The following is a 16,505-nucleotide window of genomic DNA, read 5'->3' as shown; positions in this document are numbered from 1 at the left end:
ATGCAACTGATGTTTCTGACATCGCAGGAGTTTTGACCGTCTCTTTGGTACACAGAGGCGGTACACATGGTCCTGTTGATGGCACGTCCTTGGAAGCATCCTCAGAGCGGTTTCTATTATATCCGGCAACGCATCCCGCAGGACGTTCGCGCCGTAGCCCGTGGCTTAAAGATCAAGCTGCCAGAGGAAGCCGGTAACGGCGGCGTTGAGCTTGGTCCAACCACCCAGCTTGTAAAAGTGTCGCTGCGAACACGCGACATTCAAGACGCGAAGGCGAGACATGCCGCCGCCTTGTCGCACCTCTCCTCGCTGTGGAGGTCTTTGCGGGACGGCCCTCAACACCTGAGCCAAAAACAGATCATCGCCCTTGCGGGAGACTTCCGCCGCCGTGCAGTTGCGAAGTGGGACGATGAGCCCGGTCCCTCCGGCATCTGGTCCAAGCTGCTGGAGATGTCAGCGAAGTGGGATGAGGCTACCAGACTGCGCGAGATGGCCCCATTCGTTGCGGAACACCTCGCCCGCCACGCGCTGAACGTCAGCGACGACAGCAAGACCAGACTTGCGCACGAACTGTACAAGGTGGGCGGGGAAATAGCTGCGCTCATGAAGCGCCGTGCTGAGGGCTACTACGATGTTGACGATGGCGCGGATCGTTTCCCCCCGCTGCGCTTGCCCGACACAGGCAAGCCCCCGACAGCCGCGAAGACCCTGACCCAGTTGTTCGAGGGGTGGAAGCGTGAGGCGGAACGGGAGAACTACGCTGAGAAAACCTTCGACGAATACGAGGCCACAATTGAGCGTCTTGTCGCGTTCCTTGGCCACGACGATGCTGTACGAGTGACGCCCGCCGATGTCGTCGCCTATAAGGACATGAGGCTTGCGACCATCAACCCTCGGACTGGCAATCCCCTCTCCTCAAAGACAGTGAGAGACGGCGACCTTGCCGCATTGAAGTCCGTCTTTAGCTGGGCGGTGGGAAACCATCACCTCCTAAGCAATCCGGCTGAGAAGATCACGATTAAGAAGGGCAAGCCCACGCAGACGCGCCCCAAGGGATACACCGACGCCGAAGCCGACAAGCTCCTCAAGGCGGCGTTGGCCTATGCGGCAAAGAAGAGGGAGCTTGCGAAGACTGCCGCCGCGAAGAAGTGGGTGCCGTGGCTTTGCGCGTTCACCGGGGCGCGTGTGGGTGAGATCATTCAACTGCGCAAAGAGGACGTGAAGAAAGCGGGCGCTCACTGGGCGGCGACTATCACGCCTGAGGCCGGGAGCGTGAAAGGCAAAGAGATGCGTGTCGTGCCCTTGCACCCGCAGCTTGTCGAACTTGGCTTCCTCGACTTCGTGAAAGCCTCAAAGGGCGGCTATCTCTTCCTTACAGCGGAAAAGAGAGATGAGGTTCGTGGGCGGCTCAATGGTGTGAAGAACCGGGTCTCGGAGTTTGTGCGGTCGGTTGTTAGTGACGAACGTATCCGTCCCAACCATGCGTGGCGGCATAGGTTCGTAACGCTTTCACGCCGCCATGACGTGGACCAAGAGCTGCGCCGCATGATCTTGGCGCAAGGTGGCAAGGGTGTTGACGAGGAAGTCTACGGCGAGCCGGAGGGGCTCTATCGGGAGATATGCAAGTTGCCTCGATACGAGTTGGGGTGTGAAGAGAAAGCCGCTTAGGGTTTGCAGGGCGAGCGACGACAGCGTAGCTCTTTTTGTTTCAGCGACGTGCGCAGCTCCTTCGATGGGCGCAGACAAAAAACACTGATCTGGCCCGATGGATGATCGTATCGACACGGCTCGCATCGGGCTGCATCATGCCTCCAATGCCCGGTAGACGGACGCTCGACCGATCTTCAATGCCTTCGCGATTGCTGACGGTCCCATGCCCTGATCCTTCATCGCCTTGACCTTAGCCGGATCGATGCTCGCCTTGCGGCCCTTGTAGACGCCTCGGGACTTCGCGTCGGCTATCCCCTCCAGTTGGCGTTCCTTCCGTAGGTTCGTCTCGAACTCAGCGAACACGCCAAGCATGTCGAGGAACGCCTTGCCCGCTGCGGTGCCGGTATCTATCGGCTGTTCGGTGGCCCTCAGGCTCGCACCCTTGGCCCTGACAGTGCGGACGATGTCTTGAAGGTCACCTATGCTGCGGGCCAAGCGGTCGATCCGCGTCACCATGAGAATGTCGCCGGGGCGAAGGAAGTCCAAGACGGTTTGCAACTCGGTGCGCCCGGCAGTGGTAGTGCCAGACCGCTTTTCCGATCTGATGAGGTTGCAGCCTGCAAGGCGCAGGGCAGCCTCCTGTATCTCAAGGTTCTGATCGGTGGTGCTGACGCGGGCGTAACCGATAATAGTCATGGCGGAACTCCGATGTCTCATTAGGGTCTAGACCATTGAACATTGATGTCTCAGAACTATGAAGTCAACCCTATTGAGACGGAAACTCTGCCTCAGACTACTGTCTCGCGAGGCTATACCCTAACGGACAGTCACCACGGGCCTGTCTGCCACCGCGCGTATCGCAGTGGCCCAAGACTATCCATCCTCAATGGGGAATGACCTTGCGGTGGTGCCAACCTCGACAGAGGGAATACGGGGGTGACACCCTATCGCCCAGTTCTTGCCTGCTCTCACTACGTAGCCCGAGCGGCGCAATTGCGAGAGCAGCGGGCGAATGTCGGTGGTGCAGGAGTTGAAGAAGAACCGCAGGTCGCGGTCGGCAGCATACTGGATAGCGCATCTTAGTAGGGCCAGCCCGTACTCCTCACGCTTCTGAACGTCTCGTGGAAAAGTGGAGGTCAACACCACTAGATTGCCATCATCAATCAGCGCCCCGAGTTGAAAGTGTTCAGAGAGCGCAAACACCACGCCAGTGACATCATCGTGTGTGAAGTGATCGTGGTAGGGCCACGTTGCTATTGAAACGGAACGGGCGAGGTCCGAGAGGTTGTCGATTACTCGTCGCGGCGTGACGGTAGCTGCGCGAGGGATGGTCGAATGTGTGTTCTGCAAGTTCGTCCTGTTAGTTGGTTGAGGCCCTGTTGAGCGAGGGTGTGGGAAGCATGTGACGCAGCCCCCCGAATGTCCTCCCACCTCCACGAACAACCAAGCTGCCCCGTCCTATGCGCCGCGCAGGGCCGCGTCAGCATCGAGGGCGTTGGCAAGTGGGCAAGTCCAGCGGCGAGGATCGTTGCCTGCATGTGGTGGAAGGACATTCGGCGGAGTTGCGACAGGCGGAGAGGCCCCCCTATGGGGAAGCCCACCTTGAAACCGGTTCGAGGGAGGGCTTCACATTTTTGCGCCAGAAAATGCGAGCCCTCTCAAAACCGCTGGGGACTCCGCAGGTGAGTCCGTTCAGGAGTGGGGCCTTTTCTCAGACGCCAATTGCGACTCCTCAGCGGACTCCTCAGGCCCTCTTAGGGGCGTTCTAGGCATCCTTGCCCGCCCAGTGCCTTGGTGACCCGCTCACGGGCGCTTGGAGTTTCGAGGGGCTTGCCAGCATGGCAGCGGCGATTGCCCCACCGCACGTCCGGGTTCTTGTAGCCCGCCCCTCGCGTCTCTTCGATCTTCGCCTGTCGTAGAAGTCCCCGCGAAAGGGCGACAATATTTGAGAGACGGATGTCGAAGGGGTTGCCATTGCGGTGGCGGATGACGTGGTTGCTCGGTGCATTCAGCAAGAACCGAGCTGCCGCAAAGCCCACGGCACGGCCTTCACCCGCTGCATAAAGTGCCCCCCTGACGATGCGGAGACGTGTCAGCTTCCATCGTTGAAGCGTCCGCCAGTTCTTGGGGCAAAGGATCGCCGTATGTCCGGTGGGTACGGTGCCAACGAGGACGACCGGTTCGCCCCTGAGCATGGCCCGGATAACGGACCCCGGCGGTAGGTCCGTAGGGATAAGCTCGACTTCAATCGGTTCGGCTTCCGTAGGAAATGCCCCGGTTTCTGCGGGTTTCTCAGATCGGCTGTTCACTGTAGCTGGGACAATGTCCCAAGTGTCAGAAGTCATTGTTCACCGGCACCTCCGGGAGCCCTAGCGCGACTTCTTGAGGCGACCACTGGGTGATCGTTTCGAGCTTCCTCAGCAATCGCCTCGCATAGTCGATAAGGGCTCGTCGCTCCTCCGGGGACATTGAACGAACCTCGGCAAGGGCATTATCGAGGTTCGCTGCTGCGGCCTGCAAAGGTGTGATGTGATCCAGCTTCGGTGGCCCACCATCGTGATACAGAGCCTTATCCTCTCCACCGTGCTGCGCCGCCATCTCCTTGGCGATCTTCGGATGATCCTTTTCCATCCACCTGTTCAAAGTGCGATAGCTGACGACGCCATTGATGTCCTCCGCCATCTCCCGATAGGACTTGATCCGCCCGTTCGCTTTGTAGTGCCGTCGGGAAGTGATGTACGCATTAAAGACGTTGCGCACCTCCTTCGGCTTGAGCGGCAAGCCGTGTGCGAGGTTGGCGTTTGCTGCTGCCCATCGCGCTTCGCTCATGGTCGCTACGAAGATCGTGGCTTCGACAGTATCGCGCCCGAGCAACGCCAGCGCGGCCAGCCTGTGCCAGCCGTCAACGAGGCGAAGCGCACCGTCTACCAGCGCAACCTGAATGGGTGGAAGCGACCCGCCGTTCTTGAAGATGTTCTTGTAGTTGCTGACGGTGGTTGGATCGATCTTGTTCCTGACCTGCCAATCATCTCGGACGGCAATGTCAGCGATCTTAATGATGTCCGTGAATGGCTCCTTAGGGGGCTCAATCGGACAGGTTCTAGTGTTCTGTTCTGTGCTGTTTTTCTGCATGTTCGGGTATGCGTGAAACCGCCCCCTCGAAGTTCCCGCCCGAACGACCGACAGCAGCCGGTCACGGGTTCTCCGAGGAGGAGGTACGGTTATTGATGTGTGGTGAGTGCCTTCCGTGAGACCCGGACAGATCGCCGAACGGGTCGGCAATGGGTTCTCGAAGAGGGCTAGGGAATGGGCACGAAAGTCCCGTGAGGAGTTTCCGTTCCGTAGGACGGCAACTCAATGCTACTCGGCGGCAGGTGCGCGAGAAGTTTCCGTAAAGCTAGACTGCAACCTTCCAACTCTCTCGCCCACCGCCGTTCCTGCCCTACGGATTGGCTGGGTAGAACTCCATCAGCAGCCACACCGGGAAGCCCGCTGCTTGCACGGTTCCTGCCGGACGGTAGGGGATGTCATTGGCCTCGCAGATCGCGATCAGGCTTTGCCCGTCCCCAGCGAACGTCGCCGCCGGGTCTTCGAGAAACTCTATTGGTTCATCGAACTGGACCCAATACTCCGCGACTGTAAGCAGCCGCGCGGGATCGCAACCTGTGCGCCCGTGGTGGGTAAAGTTCTCGATTGAAGCTGATCGTTGAGTTGTTTCGTCGTGATGCTGCAAAGCTATCCCCGTCATGAACATGTAACAGTTGCCAATGGTCGTTAGTCTACGATTGGCAGGGGAGGCTGTCCCCTCCACCAATCACATAGGCGGTGGTTTGGCGTCAACGCGCGGAGCATGAGTCGTTCGGTCGCAGTCTGCTCGGTTCGTATGCTCCGTGCAGTTCTCCAGCGTGGAGGCAATGCGTCATTGGCAAAAACCAGAAGTCGATTGAACGCCAACACAGGTTTTGCGAGAAGCGTGTTCCTATCAACAAGCACCGAGTGGGTGTGTGGATAGCGTTCTTTTTTGGGAGGTTCCGTTGCAAGTCGCGATGACCGCTGTGGTCGCCCTCGTTGTTAGCGTGCTGTTCAGCTCTGTATCTGTTGCGGAGCGCCGCGACCCCGTTAGCGCGGTAGCGGACTTCATCATCAACACTTGCTATAAGAACCTTGATGATGTCACTCGCATCCATCAGTTCGCAAAGGAGCGCAAATGGCGTCCATTCAACACGTCATCCCATAAAGGCGACCGGGTTGGCGGCGAATGGGTCATGATGATCGAGGGCAAGGCGCTCATAGTGGCAGCGTACCGAGAGCGCGACGACTACTGTACGCTCACCTCAGATGTGGAACCACGGCAGCTCATTCAGAGCGTAAAAGAAATGCTTGGTGCCACGCTGTTGGAAGAGACAAATAGCGTAGCCGAGCGCCGCACCGTGTATCTGATCTCCCATCCCAAATTGTCGGCGGCGTTTTTGACTGTGGTGGAGAGCTTTGGATCAAAGCCGCTAACGAAGTTTGGCTTTATTGGAACGAAGCATTCGCAGGCCAAAGAGTTGGACAAGGCGTCGAGTGCCGCTTCGTCGTATACTCCGGCCACGGCCCAGTACGGGCCGAACACCGGGCACGAGATGATCAAAGCATGCGAGCGCTTAGAGGATGTGGTCTCAAACCGCAGTCCCCCGGGCAAGGACCCGTCAGACTGGTTCAATGCGGGCCAGTGTCTAGGGATGCTTTCTGGACTGCGGTTTCTTGCAGCAGCCGCTACGAAAGGTAATCGGGATACTGTTTGCCCGCCTGTCGATGCATCAAGAGGCCAAGTGCTGAGGGTCGTACTTAGCCATCTCCGTTCACATCCTGAAAGGCTCCATGAAAACTTCCTGTTGCTCGCAATGAACGCGATGCAGGGCGCATGGCCATGTCCTCCGTCCTCCAATTAGATCTGCCCGCCTCGTCGCCCCGTTCCATTGACCGCGCGTACATGAGCGCCATGTTCGATTGGCCTTTCGCTTGCGGTTGGGCCACGGCGCTGGTACACAGCGGCTCACTCGACGGTCAAAAAGTCCAGTAAGATCAACAGCAACTCTAACGGGTCGCCCAATCCTTTCCTGGGCACCACTTTTTTCTAAGTCTTGATTCAGTAAGTGCTGGGTTTTTTGAGCCGCAGACCGGTGCACGAAGCCGGACACATGCGACCATTGAGCTTGCGGAAGACATCCGCGGCGAAACGAAAAGACTCCTCAAACCTCCAGTTCAGGATGCGGGCCCGACGAAGGTCCTCGACAAATTCGGGGCGGGAAAATCATCATCCCACTGGACACCGAGGTGGTGGAAACCACGATAGGAAATTTTGCTCACTTCCAGTTGCGTATGTCGGATGAAAAGACCGCAAAGCGCCGGATCGAGATACTCGGCTCCCATCGCCTGACGCGCTCCGCGATGGGTCAGCGCTGCTGATCATTGTGAGGCTCAACAGCCACAGCCGCAGAGAACACTTGCGCCAATGCAAAGGTGTCCAGTCACCATCGATCAATCTTGCGGCGGGTCACGGCGAGCGGACTTGCCCGGGCACTTGATCGTCTGTGGCTGCGTTACGGCCTCGTGGGCGGGGGACATCATGCACACGTTTCGTACAGGTTCCGGTCGGCCAAACCCAAATCGAACATTGCCGCGACCACCACCGCGCGTTCCCGCCATCGCACGCCCAGTGCTGTTGTCGAGCGTTTCGTCAGTCGCTCTTGTGGCTGCCACGGTCACGCTATTAGCGACCATACCGCCGCGCCTCGCTCAGGCTCAGCAGGTTGTCGCCAACGGGACGACGCAGACGGCATCGGGCACGATCGACACCGGCACCGCAGCGCCTACCGCCGGCTATACGTTATGGGCGCTGAACAACGGCGTGATCACAAGCTCAAGCCCGCTGGTCTTGCTCAATAATACAAGTGGGGTGCCAATAGTTGTTCGGGCGGAGAGCGGCGGACAGATTACCCTTTTCAACGGAACGACGGCGACCGCCGGGCCGGCTTCATCAAATTCGTCGCCCGGAACGGTGCTGTCGGCCGACGGCGTCGGCTCGCTGATCACCGCGACGGACACTCATCTCATTGCACAAGGAAACTCGACCTACGGCGCAACCGCCGGCAACGGCGGCTCGATCATTCTCACCGGAGGCGTGATCGATACGTTCGGAACCTTCGCGGTCGGTCACGGCCTGAACGCCCTTGTGGGTGGCACCATCACGTCGACCGGACAGACCATCAACGCCACCGGTTTCGGCGGCTACGCGGCGGGAGGCGTCATCACGATCCAGGACGCCACGATCACCGAACGGTTGGCGACCGGCAACGTGGCTGGCCTTCGCTCTGACCTGCCGAGCGGCCTGATCACTGCAACCAACGTTAACATCACCACGTCAGGCGCGAATTCCTTCGGCGTGGTCACAGCCGACGGAGGCACGCTGCGAATCAACGACAGCACCATCAATACGTCAGGCAGCGGAGCGCACGGCCTGAATTCCTCGCAGTCGAATCTAGCGACCGGAACGCGTTCGCTGGTTGAGGCTACCAATGTCAGCGTCACGACGACTGGCGTGTCAGGCTTCGGAGCGCTCGTCTACAACGGCGGCTTGATGAACCTCAACACCGTCAACATCCAGACCAGCGGTGATTTCGCCTACGGTATCGACGTCTTGGGCTATAACACTTCGCCCCCTTCGGGACCTCCGATCTCGACCGTGCTCAACGGAACGAATGTCAGGATCAATGCCACCGGTAACTCCGCCTACGGAGCGATCGTTGAAGCCGCAGGAACACTAAATCTCACCGACAGTTCAGTGACGGCTACGGGTCCGACAGCCGGTGGCGTTTTCGTTGGCGATTCGGGATCTACAGGCACACTGCTGCGCACTACGGTCACGAGCACCCAATATGACGGCGGCCGTGCGGCCGACTCCGGGCATTTGTTCATCACCGACAGCAATGTGACCGCAGGACGTCACGGCATCCGGGCCAATGGCGGTGTTGCCGGCGACCCCAGCATCGTTGTGTTCTCTGGAGGTACGCTGACCGCGGCGGCCGATGCCTTCAACGCGCATGACACATTTGCCCAGCTGCTATTGCAGAACGGCACTGCCGTCACAACGGGCAGCGGCAATCTGCTCAACGTCCTCAGCAACGACCCCGCGACACTCGTTAGCAACGTTCAGTTCACGACCGCGAACATTGTCGCAACGGGCAATATTATCTCGGATGCCGCCAGCATCGCGAACGTCAACCTTACTTCAAACAGCACCATCACGGGCATCGAGCAGAACACTTTCACCACCGTCGACGCCAGTAGCAAGTGGATCATGAACGGCAATTCGGACATCCATTCGCTGACCTTGGCTGGGCAGGTGCTGTACACCCCGCCGGTCGGCGATCCGACCCAGCTCGCAAGCTACAAGACGTTAACGACGCAGAATTTCGTCGGTAACGGCGGCTTGCTTGGGCTCAACACCTTCCTCGGCAGCGATCCCTCGCCGTCCGACCGGCTGGTGATCAACGGCGGCAACGCCGGCGGTAATGCACTTCTGCGGATCGCCAACACAACCGGTGCCGGCGCACTTACGACCGGCAATGGCATTCTGGTGGTCGACACGATCAACAGCGGCACGACCAATCCGGGGACGTTTGCGCTGTCCGGCCCGGTGGCCGCGGGTCCTTTTGAGTACACGCTGTTCCGCTCAAGCGTCGATGCCAGCAATCCTGAGGCCTGGTATCTGCGCTCCACCTTGAACTGCACGCTGGCCCCCACCTTGCCGCAATGCCAGACGCCAACGCCGCCGCCGCCGAACTTCAGAGTCGAGACCTCGCTCTATGCGGCGATCCCGTCGATGGCGCTGATGTACGGACGCAACCTGCTGGACACGCTGCATGAACGGGTCGGCGAGGAGTTCGATGAAAGGTCTGCTCGCAACGCTCTCGCAAGCGGGTATTACAAGGCTGCCCCACCTAATCCTGCCCCACCGTATTTTGGCTGGGGCCGTGTCATTGGAATGAACGGCGTCCAACAGGGCGCCTCGCAGGGTGTGCTCAGTCCGGGAACAGGCGGCCCGCGCTTCGACTACACCTTCCTGGGCCTGCAGGCCGGCATGGATTTCTTCCGCCAGGACCGCCCCGACGGCTCGCGCGACCATGCTGGCAGCTATTTTGCGATCGGCGGCAATCGCGGCCGCGTCACCCATTTCACGGGAACGCAAGGCGACAGCGACTTTGCCGCCTATACCCTCGGCGGCTACTGGACCCATTTCGGGCCGGCCGGTTGGTACCTCGATGCGATCCTGCAGGGCACCTTCTACGACATCAACTCCACCGCCAATCGCGGCCTGCCGACGCTGAAGACTGCGGGCCAAGGTGTCGCTGCCTCGCTCGAGGGCGGCTACCCCTTCAAGTTCGCCGGCGGCTGGTTCATCGAGCCGCAGGCGCAACTGGTCTATCAGAACGTCCACATCAACGACGCCTCCGACATCGCCGCCCAAATCCGCTTTGCCGATGTCGATTCCTTGCTGGGCCGGATCGGCGCCCGCTTCGGCCGCACCTGGCTCGACGACGGTTTGCGCACGATCACCGCCTGGATCCGGCCGAACCTGTGGAACGAATTCCGCGGCAACCCGGTCACCTCATTCTCTTCGGAAGCCGGCTTCGTTCCGTTCTATGCCAACCTCGGTGGTCTGTGGGGCGAGCTCAACGCCGGCGTTAGCGCAAGAATAAATCCGAACACCACGCTCTACGCCAACGCCTCCTACCAGAGCCGGTTCGACGGCGGCGGCTTCGCCTATACCGGCAAGGCCGGCCTCCGCGTGAGCTGGTGAAAGTGGATATTGGGACGAACTGCACGGCGCGGCAGCGGCGACCCAAGCCGGAGGATGGTCGATCGCCTCCCAACCGGTATTGCGAGCGATAGACGAAACCGGTACACATCCTGCCGCCAGTTAGCTCAAAATACTTGCAAATCCGGGCTTTTGCAGCGGTGGCGATCCAGTGGGCACCACAGATTCGAAAACGGCCTCCTCCCCGGAGGTCAGGTTTTCCAGACGGTGCACCCTTCATTCAACATCTCCGGTGGTGCTTTCGTGAAAAATTCAGCCGTTGTCCTGATCGCCATGCTGTTGCCGGCTGCGCCCGCCGTGGCAATGGACGCCCGGTTCGCAGCAAGTCTGAAGAAGCTCGATCCGCAAACCCGGCTTGAGCAGGTCTGCGATCTCGAAGCGATGAACCGGATCGACCGGGACGCCAATCCCTATCACCCCGATCGCGCCAAGACCGATGTGGTGTCGCATCCGGTTCACGCCGGCGACACCGTCACCGGCAAGGGCGGCGCATTCCGCAGCAAAGGACGATGGTATTCGTTTTCCTTCACCTGCAAGGGTACGCCCGACCACATGAAGGTGTTGTCGTTCAGCTACAAGATCGGCGAGCCGATTCCCGAATCGAAATGGGCGGCGCTGGGCCTGTGGCGCTGAAGCCCAGCAAATACGGCTCATCCACCCCTCGTCGTCAGGGGATTTGGGCGGTAGTTTAGGCCCGTCGATTCGAACAATCTGCAAACCAAGGGTTCTGACTGACCATGACCATCCGCCTGCATCGCGGCGACCTGCCGGATCTTTCGCGCTACACGCAGTCGGTGGCGATCGACACCGAGACGCTGGGTCTCAATCCGCATCGCGACCGGCTGTGCGTGATCCAGCTGTCGAACGGCGACGGCACAGCGGACGTGGTGCAGATTCCCGCCGGTCACACCGATGCGCCGAATCTGAAGAGGCTGCTGGGCGATCCGAAGGTCACCAAGATTTTTCATTTCGCGCGGTTCGATCTCGCCGTGCTGTTTCATGCCTTCGGCGTGATGCCGGAGCCGGTCTACTGCACCAAGATCGTGTCGCGGCTGGTCCGTACCTACACCGATCGCCACGGCTTGAAAGATCTGGTGCGCGAGGTGCTCGGCGTCGATCTGTCGAAACAGCAGCAATCAAGCGACTGGGGCGCGGCAACCTTGACCGACGCGCAGCTCGCCTACGCGGCGTCCGACGTGCTGCATCTTCACGCGCTGCGCGAAAAGCTCGACGCCATGCTGGCGCGCGAGAACCGGGAGGCGCTTGCCGCCGCCTGCTTCCAGTTTCTGCCCACCCGCGCGAAGCTGGACCTGCAGGGCTGGGAAAACGACGATATTTTCGCGCATTCATAATCTGGCCATTTGCAGCCCGGTTTCGCCATTTGCAGCGAAGTTTGCCCGGTTTCCGTCACTTTTTTGCTCTTTGCCAAGTGCTTGGTAAGGCGGGACAAATGCCGGGCTGCAAAAAGCTGTGTCATTGACGTAGAATGACCAGGCCACCCCGGCGCTTCGGAGCATATTTTGGTTTCGGTTCAGAGCCAGAGCTATCAGGCTGGTGCGGATGCGCGCTACGCGAAGGCGAAGCGCCACAGCCGCCGCGTGCGCCAGATGCGGCTGGCTGTGCCGGTGATGGTGGCCGCCGCGATGCTGACAATCATCGGCATCTCGCTGTTCAATCCGTTCCGGATTCTGTCGAAGCTGCCGATCGATATCGGCAAGCTCGGAGTCTCCGGCACCAGGATCACGATGGACTCGCCGCATCTCGCCGGCTTCACGCCGGATCAGCGGCCTTACGAACTCTGGGCCAAATCTGCTGTGCAGGACGTGACCAAACCGAACAATGTCGAGCTGCACGAACTGCGCGCCAAGGTTCAGATGGAAGACAAGACGGGCATCACCATGGACGCGCGCGCCGGCCTGTTCGATACCAAAACCCAGTTGCTGGATCTGAAGGACAATATCTTCTTGCAATCCACCACGGGATACGAGGCGCGGCTGACACAGGCCACTGTCGATCTCGGCGGCGGCACGGTGTCCTCGGATAAGCCCGTGGCGGTGAAACTGCTGAACGGCACGCTGGACGCACAGCGTCTCAGAATCACGGAAAATGGTGCGCTGGTGCGCTTTGAGGGCGGTGTTTCGATGGTCCTGATTCTGGACGAATCTGCCAAGGATGCATCGACACGCAATCAGGCGCCAGCACAGGACGCCGCCGCAAAATGATTTTTTGGATGATGACGATTCACAGCAAGCTCAATGTCGGCAACGTCGCGCGCGCACTGTCCGCAGCGGCGCTCGTTGTCGTCCTGTGCGCTCCGGGCGATGGATTTGCGCAGACTTCGGCAACAGGCGTGCCCAACGCGATGCAGGGCTTTTCGCAAAACCGCGACAAGCCGATTCAGATCGATGCGGCCTCGCTCGAAATGCGCGACAAGGACAAGGCGGCGACGTTCAGCGGCAATGTGAAGGTCGTGCAGGGCGACACCACGATGCTCTGCAAGACGCTCATCGTATTTTACGACAACGATCAGTCCGGCGGCAGCAAGAAGCCGGCGATGAAAGCATCGACGCCCGGACCGACAGGCAGTTCGGCGATCAAGCGGCTTGAGGCGCAAGGTGGGGTCATCGTCACCCAGAAGGATTCAACCGTGACCGGCGACCGCGGCGTATTCGACATGCGCGCCAATACGGTCACGATGCATGGCAATGTCCTGCTGACCAAGGACAAGAACGTTCTGCGCGGCGATCGCCTTGTTGTCGATCTTACGACCGGTGTCTCCCGGGTCGAATCGAACAGCGGACGCGTACAGGGCGTGTTTCAGGCGGCGCCGAACGCGGCGCAACCGGGCGGCAATCCCTCCGGCGCCCAGCCGTCGCCGCCAATCGGCGGGGCCGGAAAGCCGCTCAAACTCAACGACTTGTCCAACTCGCGCAAGCGCAACGGTTGAACCGGATGCGCCGAGCCTGTATCACCCAGCGCCTGAACATTTGGGGATGGGCAACGTGCCTTTGCTCCATCATGCTCAGGCAACACTCCAAGGGCTGATTTGAAGCGGGCATGGTTGATCTCCTGCGCATCTTTCGTCGTCGAGGCCCGGGGCGCGGACGGCAGGGCTTCGCGCGTTCGCGCCAGGATGACCTGCGCCGGGACATCACCTCGCTCGCGGCGCGGATGGGGGACATCTTCAAGCCGGCCGCGGGCGAGAAGCCGCTAGCTGCGCCTGAGGCGTCCCACAACAACGCGCCGGTCAGGCGCGAAGCGGTTACAGCGACTCCTCGCGAGCTACCACCGCTCGCGCCGCAGGACACATCTGCATTCACGCACAATGCGCCGCCCATCCCGCGCAACCTGCCGCGCGGGGATGCCGTGAAGGAGCAGCCGCGCGCGGGCGCGCCGCGCACCCGCGCCGCAACCAACAACGGGACAGCGCCCCGTGCGCGGCACTCGGGGTATCTCGCCGTTCACGGCGTCGAAAAGAGTTTCGGCACGCGCAAGATCGTGCACGGCGTCAGCATCTATGTCCGGCGCGGCGAGGCTGTCGGTATTCTCGGGCCGAATGGCGCTGGCAAGACCACCTGTTTCTACATGATCACCGGTCTCATCAAGCCGGATCGCGGCCGTGTCGAACTCGATGGTCACGACGTGACGCAACTGCCGATGTATCAGCGCGCTCGGCTTGGTATCGGTTATCTGCCGCAGGAAGCATCGATCTTTCGCGGGCTGTCTGTCGAGGACAACATTCGCGCGGTGCTGGAAGTGGTCGAGCCCGACAAGCGCAAGCGCGAACGCGAACTGGATTCGCTGCTCGATGAATTCAACATCACGCGTTTGCGGAAATCGCCATCCATCGCACTCTCCGGCGGCGAGCGTCGCCGCGTGGAAATCGCGCGCGCGCTGGCCTCGCGTCCCAACTACATGCTGCTCGACGAACCGTTCGCCGGCATCGATCCCATTGCGGTCGGCGATATTCAGCAACTGGTGCGCCATCTCACCGCGCGCGGCATCGGCGTTCTGATCACCGACCATAATGTCCGCGAGACGCTCGGCCTGACCGACCGCGCCTATATTGTTTATGCGGGTGAGGTGCTGACCGAGGGCAGCCCGGACGAAATCGTCAACGACCCGGATGTGCGCCGCCTCTATCTGGGTGAAGAATTCCGGCTCTGATTCACCTTGATCAGCGATCCGTGAGCGGCCGACGCAGCATCCCGAATTTTCGAAACGTCAAGCCGTGTACAAGTTTGCGAGAAACATATAAGCAAGAAACGGACCAACTTTTGGACCGGATCTGGTTTTTATGGCGCTGACGCAGAGATTAGAGTTCCGCCAGTCGCAGTCGCTGGTGATGACGCCGCAGCTGATGCAGGCGATCAAGCTGCTGCAGCTGTCGAATCTTGACCTCGTGGCGTTCGTCGAGGACGAGCTCGAGCGCAACCCGCTGCTTGAGCGGGCCAATCAGGATGGCGCCCCCGATCACGGCGAGCCCCCCGGCTCCCATGCCGAAGGCGATGGCGCGGATTTTTCCGACGGTGCGGAGTTCGCTTCCGGGGTTGACGGCGAGCGATCCGGCGACTTCGAGGCCGGCGCCGAGGAGTGGATGGCGCCCGATCTCGGGACCCGTACCGAGATCGAGCAGACCCTCGATACCGGCATGGAGAACGTGTTTCCGGAGGAGCCAGCGGACGCCGCCGCGCGGAACGCGCAGGATGCCGCGCCAACCGCCTACACCGAATGGGGCGGCGGCGCGTCGAACGACGACGACTACAATCTCGAAGCCTTTGTCGCGGCGGAAACAACGCTCGGCGGCCATCTCGCGGAGCAGTTGGCGGTCGCGTTTCCGGATCCGATGCGCCGCATGATCGGTCAGTATCTGATCGACCTCGTCGATGACGCCGGGTATGTGCCTGCCGATCTCGGTGATGCGCATGACAAACTCGGCACGTCGCATGACGAGGTCGAGGCCGTGCTTGCGGTTCTGCAGAAGTTCGATCCCCCGGGCGTCTGCGCGCGCAATCTGAGCGAATGCCTTGCGATCCAGTTGCGTGAGCGCGACCGCTACGATCCGGCGATGCAAGCGCTGATCGAAAATCTCGATTTGCTCGCGAAACGCGACATCGCTTCCTTAAGAAAAATCTGCGGCGTCGATGATGAAGACATCGCCGACATGATCGGCGAAATCCGTCACCTCAATCCAAAGCCCGGCCTGAAGTTCGGATCGGCCAAGACCCAGAGCGTGGTGCCGGATGTTTATGTCCGTCCCGGTCCCGACGGCGGCTGGCATGTCGAGCTCAACAGCGACACTTTGCCGAAAGTTTTGGTCAATCAGGTTTACTATTCGCAACTGTCCAAAACCATCCGCAAGGACGGCGACAAATCCTACTTCACCGACTGCCTGCAGAATGCGACGTGGCTGGTGCGGGCGCTCGATCAGCGGGCGCGGACGATCCTGAAGGTGGCGACCGAAATCGTTCGCCAGCAGGATGGCTTTTTCTCGCAGGGCGTAGCGCATTTGCGCCCGCTCAATCTGAAAGCCGTTGCCGACGCCATCCAGATGCATGAATCAACCGTCTCGCGGGTAACCGCGAACAAGTACATGGCGACCAATCGGGGCACGTTCGAACTCAAGTATTTCTTTACCGCTTCGATCGCCTCCGCGGACGGCGGGGACGCGCATTCCGCCGAAGCTGTGCGGCACCGCATCAAACAGCTGATCGACGCCGAAAGTCCCACGGCAATCCTCTCGGACGATACCATCGTGGAACGATTGCATGGCGACGGCATTGATATAGCCCGGCGCACGGTAGCGAAGTATCGTGAAGCCATGCGTATTCCTTCGTCCGTGCAACGTCGCCGCGACAAGCAGAGCATGCTCGGTACAGCCTTAACGTCGGCCGCTCCGGCCGTGGACAGGTCCCGCGACACAGCTACCGCTTGACTGCGACGCCAAGAAGCGGAACGCTCCCTCATCCGAACTGCAGTTGAAGAAGCAAGT

At 60.4% G+C, this 16,505-nt stretch carries 13 protein-coding genes; 9 read left to right on the top strand and 4 right to left on the bottom strand.

The window, feature by feature from the left end; translation table 11 throughout:
• Window positions 1-66 precede the first annotated feature (66 nt).
• Entirely contained in the window at window positions 67-1,668 is a 1,602-nt protein-coding gene (locus BN32_RS16095) for a DUF6538 domain-containing protein (protein ID WP_019199325.1), read from the top strand.
• A 135-nt stretch (window positions 1,669-1,803) separates the two neighbouring features.
• Here BN32_RS16095 and BN32_RS16090 read toward each other — a convergent pair whose 3' ends face one another.
• The 4 genes from BN32_RS16090 to BN32_RS16070 all read right to left on the bottom strand — a co-directional run bounded on the left by BN32_RS16090 (window position 1,804) and on the right by BN32_RS16070 (window position 5,383).
• On the bottom strand, window positions 1,804-2,346 hold the full coding sequence (locus BN32_RS16090) for a recombinase family protein (protein WP_019199326.1): 543 nt from the start codon (window positions 2,344-2,346) through the stop codon (window positions 1,804-1,806).
• A 177-nt stretch (window positions 2,347-2,523) separates the two neighbouring features.
• Window positions 2,524-3,000: a hypothetical protein gene (locus BN32_RS16085; RefSeq protein ID WP_156946990.1), complete on the bottom strand. Its 477-nt coding sequence runs from the start codon at window positions 2,998-3,000 to the stop codon at window positions 2,524-2,526.
• Window positions 3,001-3,984: 984 nt separating this feature from the next.
• The gene (locus BN32_RS16075) at window positions 3,985-4,782 is read right to left on the bottom strand and encodes a ParB/RepB/Spo0J family partition protein (RefSeq protein ID WP_019199329.1); all 798 of its coding nucleotides are present in this window, start codon (window positions 4,780-4,782) and stop codon (window positions 3,985-3,987) included.
• Window positions 4,783-5,092: 310 nt separating this feature from the next.
• Window positions 5,093-5,383, bottom strand: coding sequence for a hypothetical protein (locus tag BN32_RS16070; RefSeq protein ID WP_156946989.1), 291 nt, complete (start codon window positions 5,381-5,383; stop codon window positions 5,093-5,095).
• A 301-nt stretch (window positions 5,384-5,684) separates the two neighbouring features.
• Here BN32_RS16070 and BN32_RS16065 point away from each other — a divergent pair, with 301 nt between their 5' ends.
• The 8 genes from BN32_RS16065 (at window position 5,685) to rpoN (ending at window position 16,448) form a co-directional block, all read left to right on the top strand.
• Complete coding sequence (locus BN32_RS16065; RefSeq protein WP_156946988.1) at window positions 5,685-6,584, top strand: Rap1a/Tai family immunity protein; 900 nt, start codon at window positions 5,685-5,687, stop codon at window positions 6,582-6,584.
• Window positions 6,585-7,384: 800 nt separating this feature from the next.
• Window positions 7,385-10,495 (top strand): autotransporter outer membrane beta-barrel domain-containing protein, encoded by a 3,111-nt coding sequence (locus tag BN32_RS16060; protein ID WP_019199332.1) that lies wholly within the window; start codon window positions 7,385-7,387, stop codon window positions 10,493-10,495.
• A 291-nt stretch (window positions 10,496-10,786) separates the two neighbouring features.
• The gene (locus tag BN32_RS16055; RefSeq protein ID WP_430641946.1) at window positions 10,787-11,146 is read left to right on the top strand and encodes a DUF930 domain-containing protein; all 360 of its coding nucleotides are present in this window, start codon (window positions 10,787-10,789) and stop codon (window positions 11,144-11,146) included.
• A 104-nt stretch (window positions 11,147-11,250) separates the two neighbouring features.
• The gene (locus tag BN32_RS16050; protein ID WP_019199334.1) at window positions 11,251-11,865 is read left to right on the top strand and encodes a ribonuclease D; all 615 of its coding nucleotides are present in this window, start codon (window positions 11,251-11,253) and stop codon (window positions 11,863-11,865) included.
• A 168-nt stretch (window positions 11,866-12,033) separates the two neighbouring features.
• Window positions 12,034-12,735: an LPS export ABC transporter periplasmic protein LptC gene (gene lptC / locus BN32_RS16045; protein WP_019199335.1), complete on the top strand. Its 702-nt coding sequence runs from the start codon at window positions 12,034-12,036 to the stop codon at window positions 12,733-12,735.
• 8 nt (window positions 12,736-12,743) lie between these two features.
• Entirely contained in the window at window positions 12,744-13,460 is a 717-nt protein-coding gene (locus BN32_RS16040) for an LptA/OstA family protein (protein WP_244438187.1), read from the top strand.
• A 110-nt stretch (window positions 13,461-13,570) separates the two neighbouring features.
• Window positions 13,571-14,680: an LPS export ABC transporter ATP-binding protein gene (gene lptB, locus BN32_RS16035; protein WP_019199337.1), complete on the top strand. Its 1,110-nt coding sequence runs from the start codon at window positions 13,571-13,573 to the stop codon at window positions 14,678-14,680.
• Window positions 14,681-14,810: 130 nt separating this feature from the next.
• Window positions 14,811-16,448 carry an RNA polymerase factor sigma-54 gene (gene rpoN, locus BN32_RS16030; RefSeq protein ID WP_019199338.1) on the top strand — a complete coding sequence of 546 codons (1,638 nt, stop codon included), beginning with the start codon at window positions 14,811-14,813 and terminating at the stop codon, window positions 16,446-16,448.
• The last annotated feature ends 57 nt before the right edge of the window (window positions 16,449-16,505 follow it).

The organism is Afipia birgiae 34632 (genome assembly GCF_000308295.2).
Classification (GTDB): domain Bacteria; phylum Pseudomonadota; class Alphaproteobacteria; order Rhizobiales; family Xanthobacteraceae; genus Afipia; species Afipia birgiae.
The sequence above is the reverse complement of the archived record's forward strand: the minus strand, read 5'-3'. Positions and strand labels throughout refer to the sequence as shown.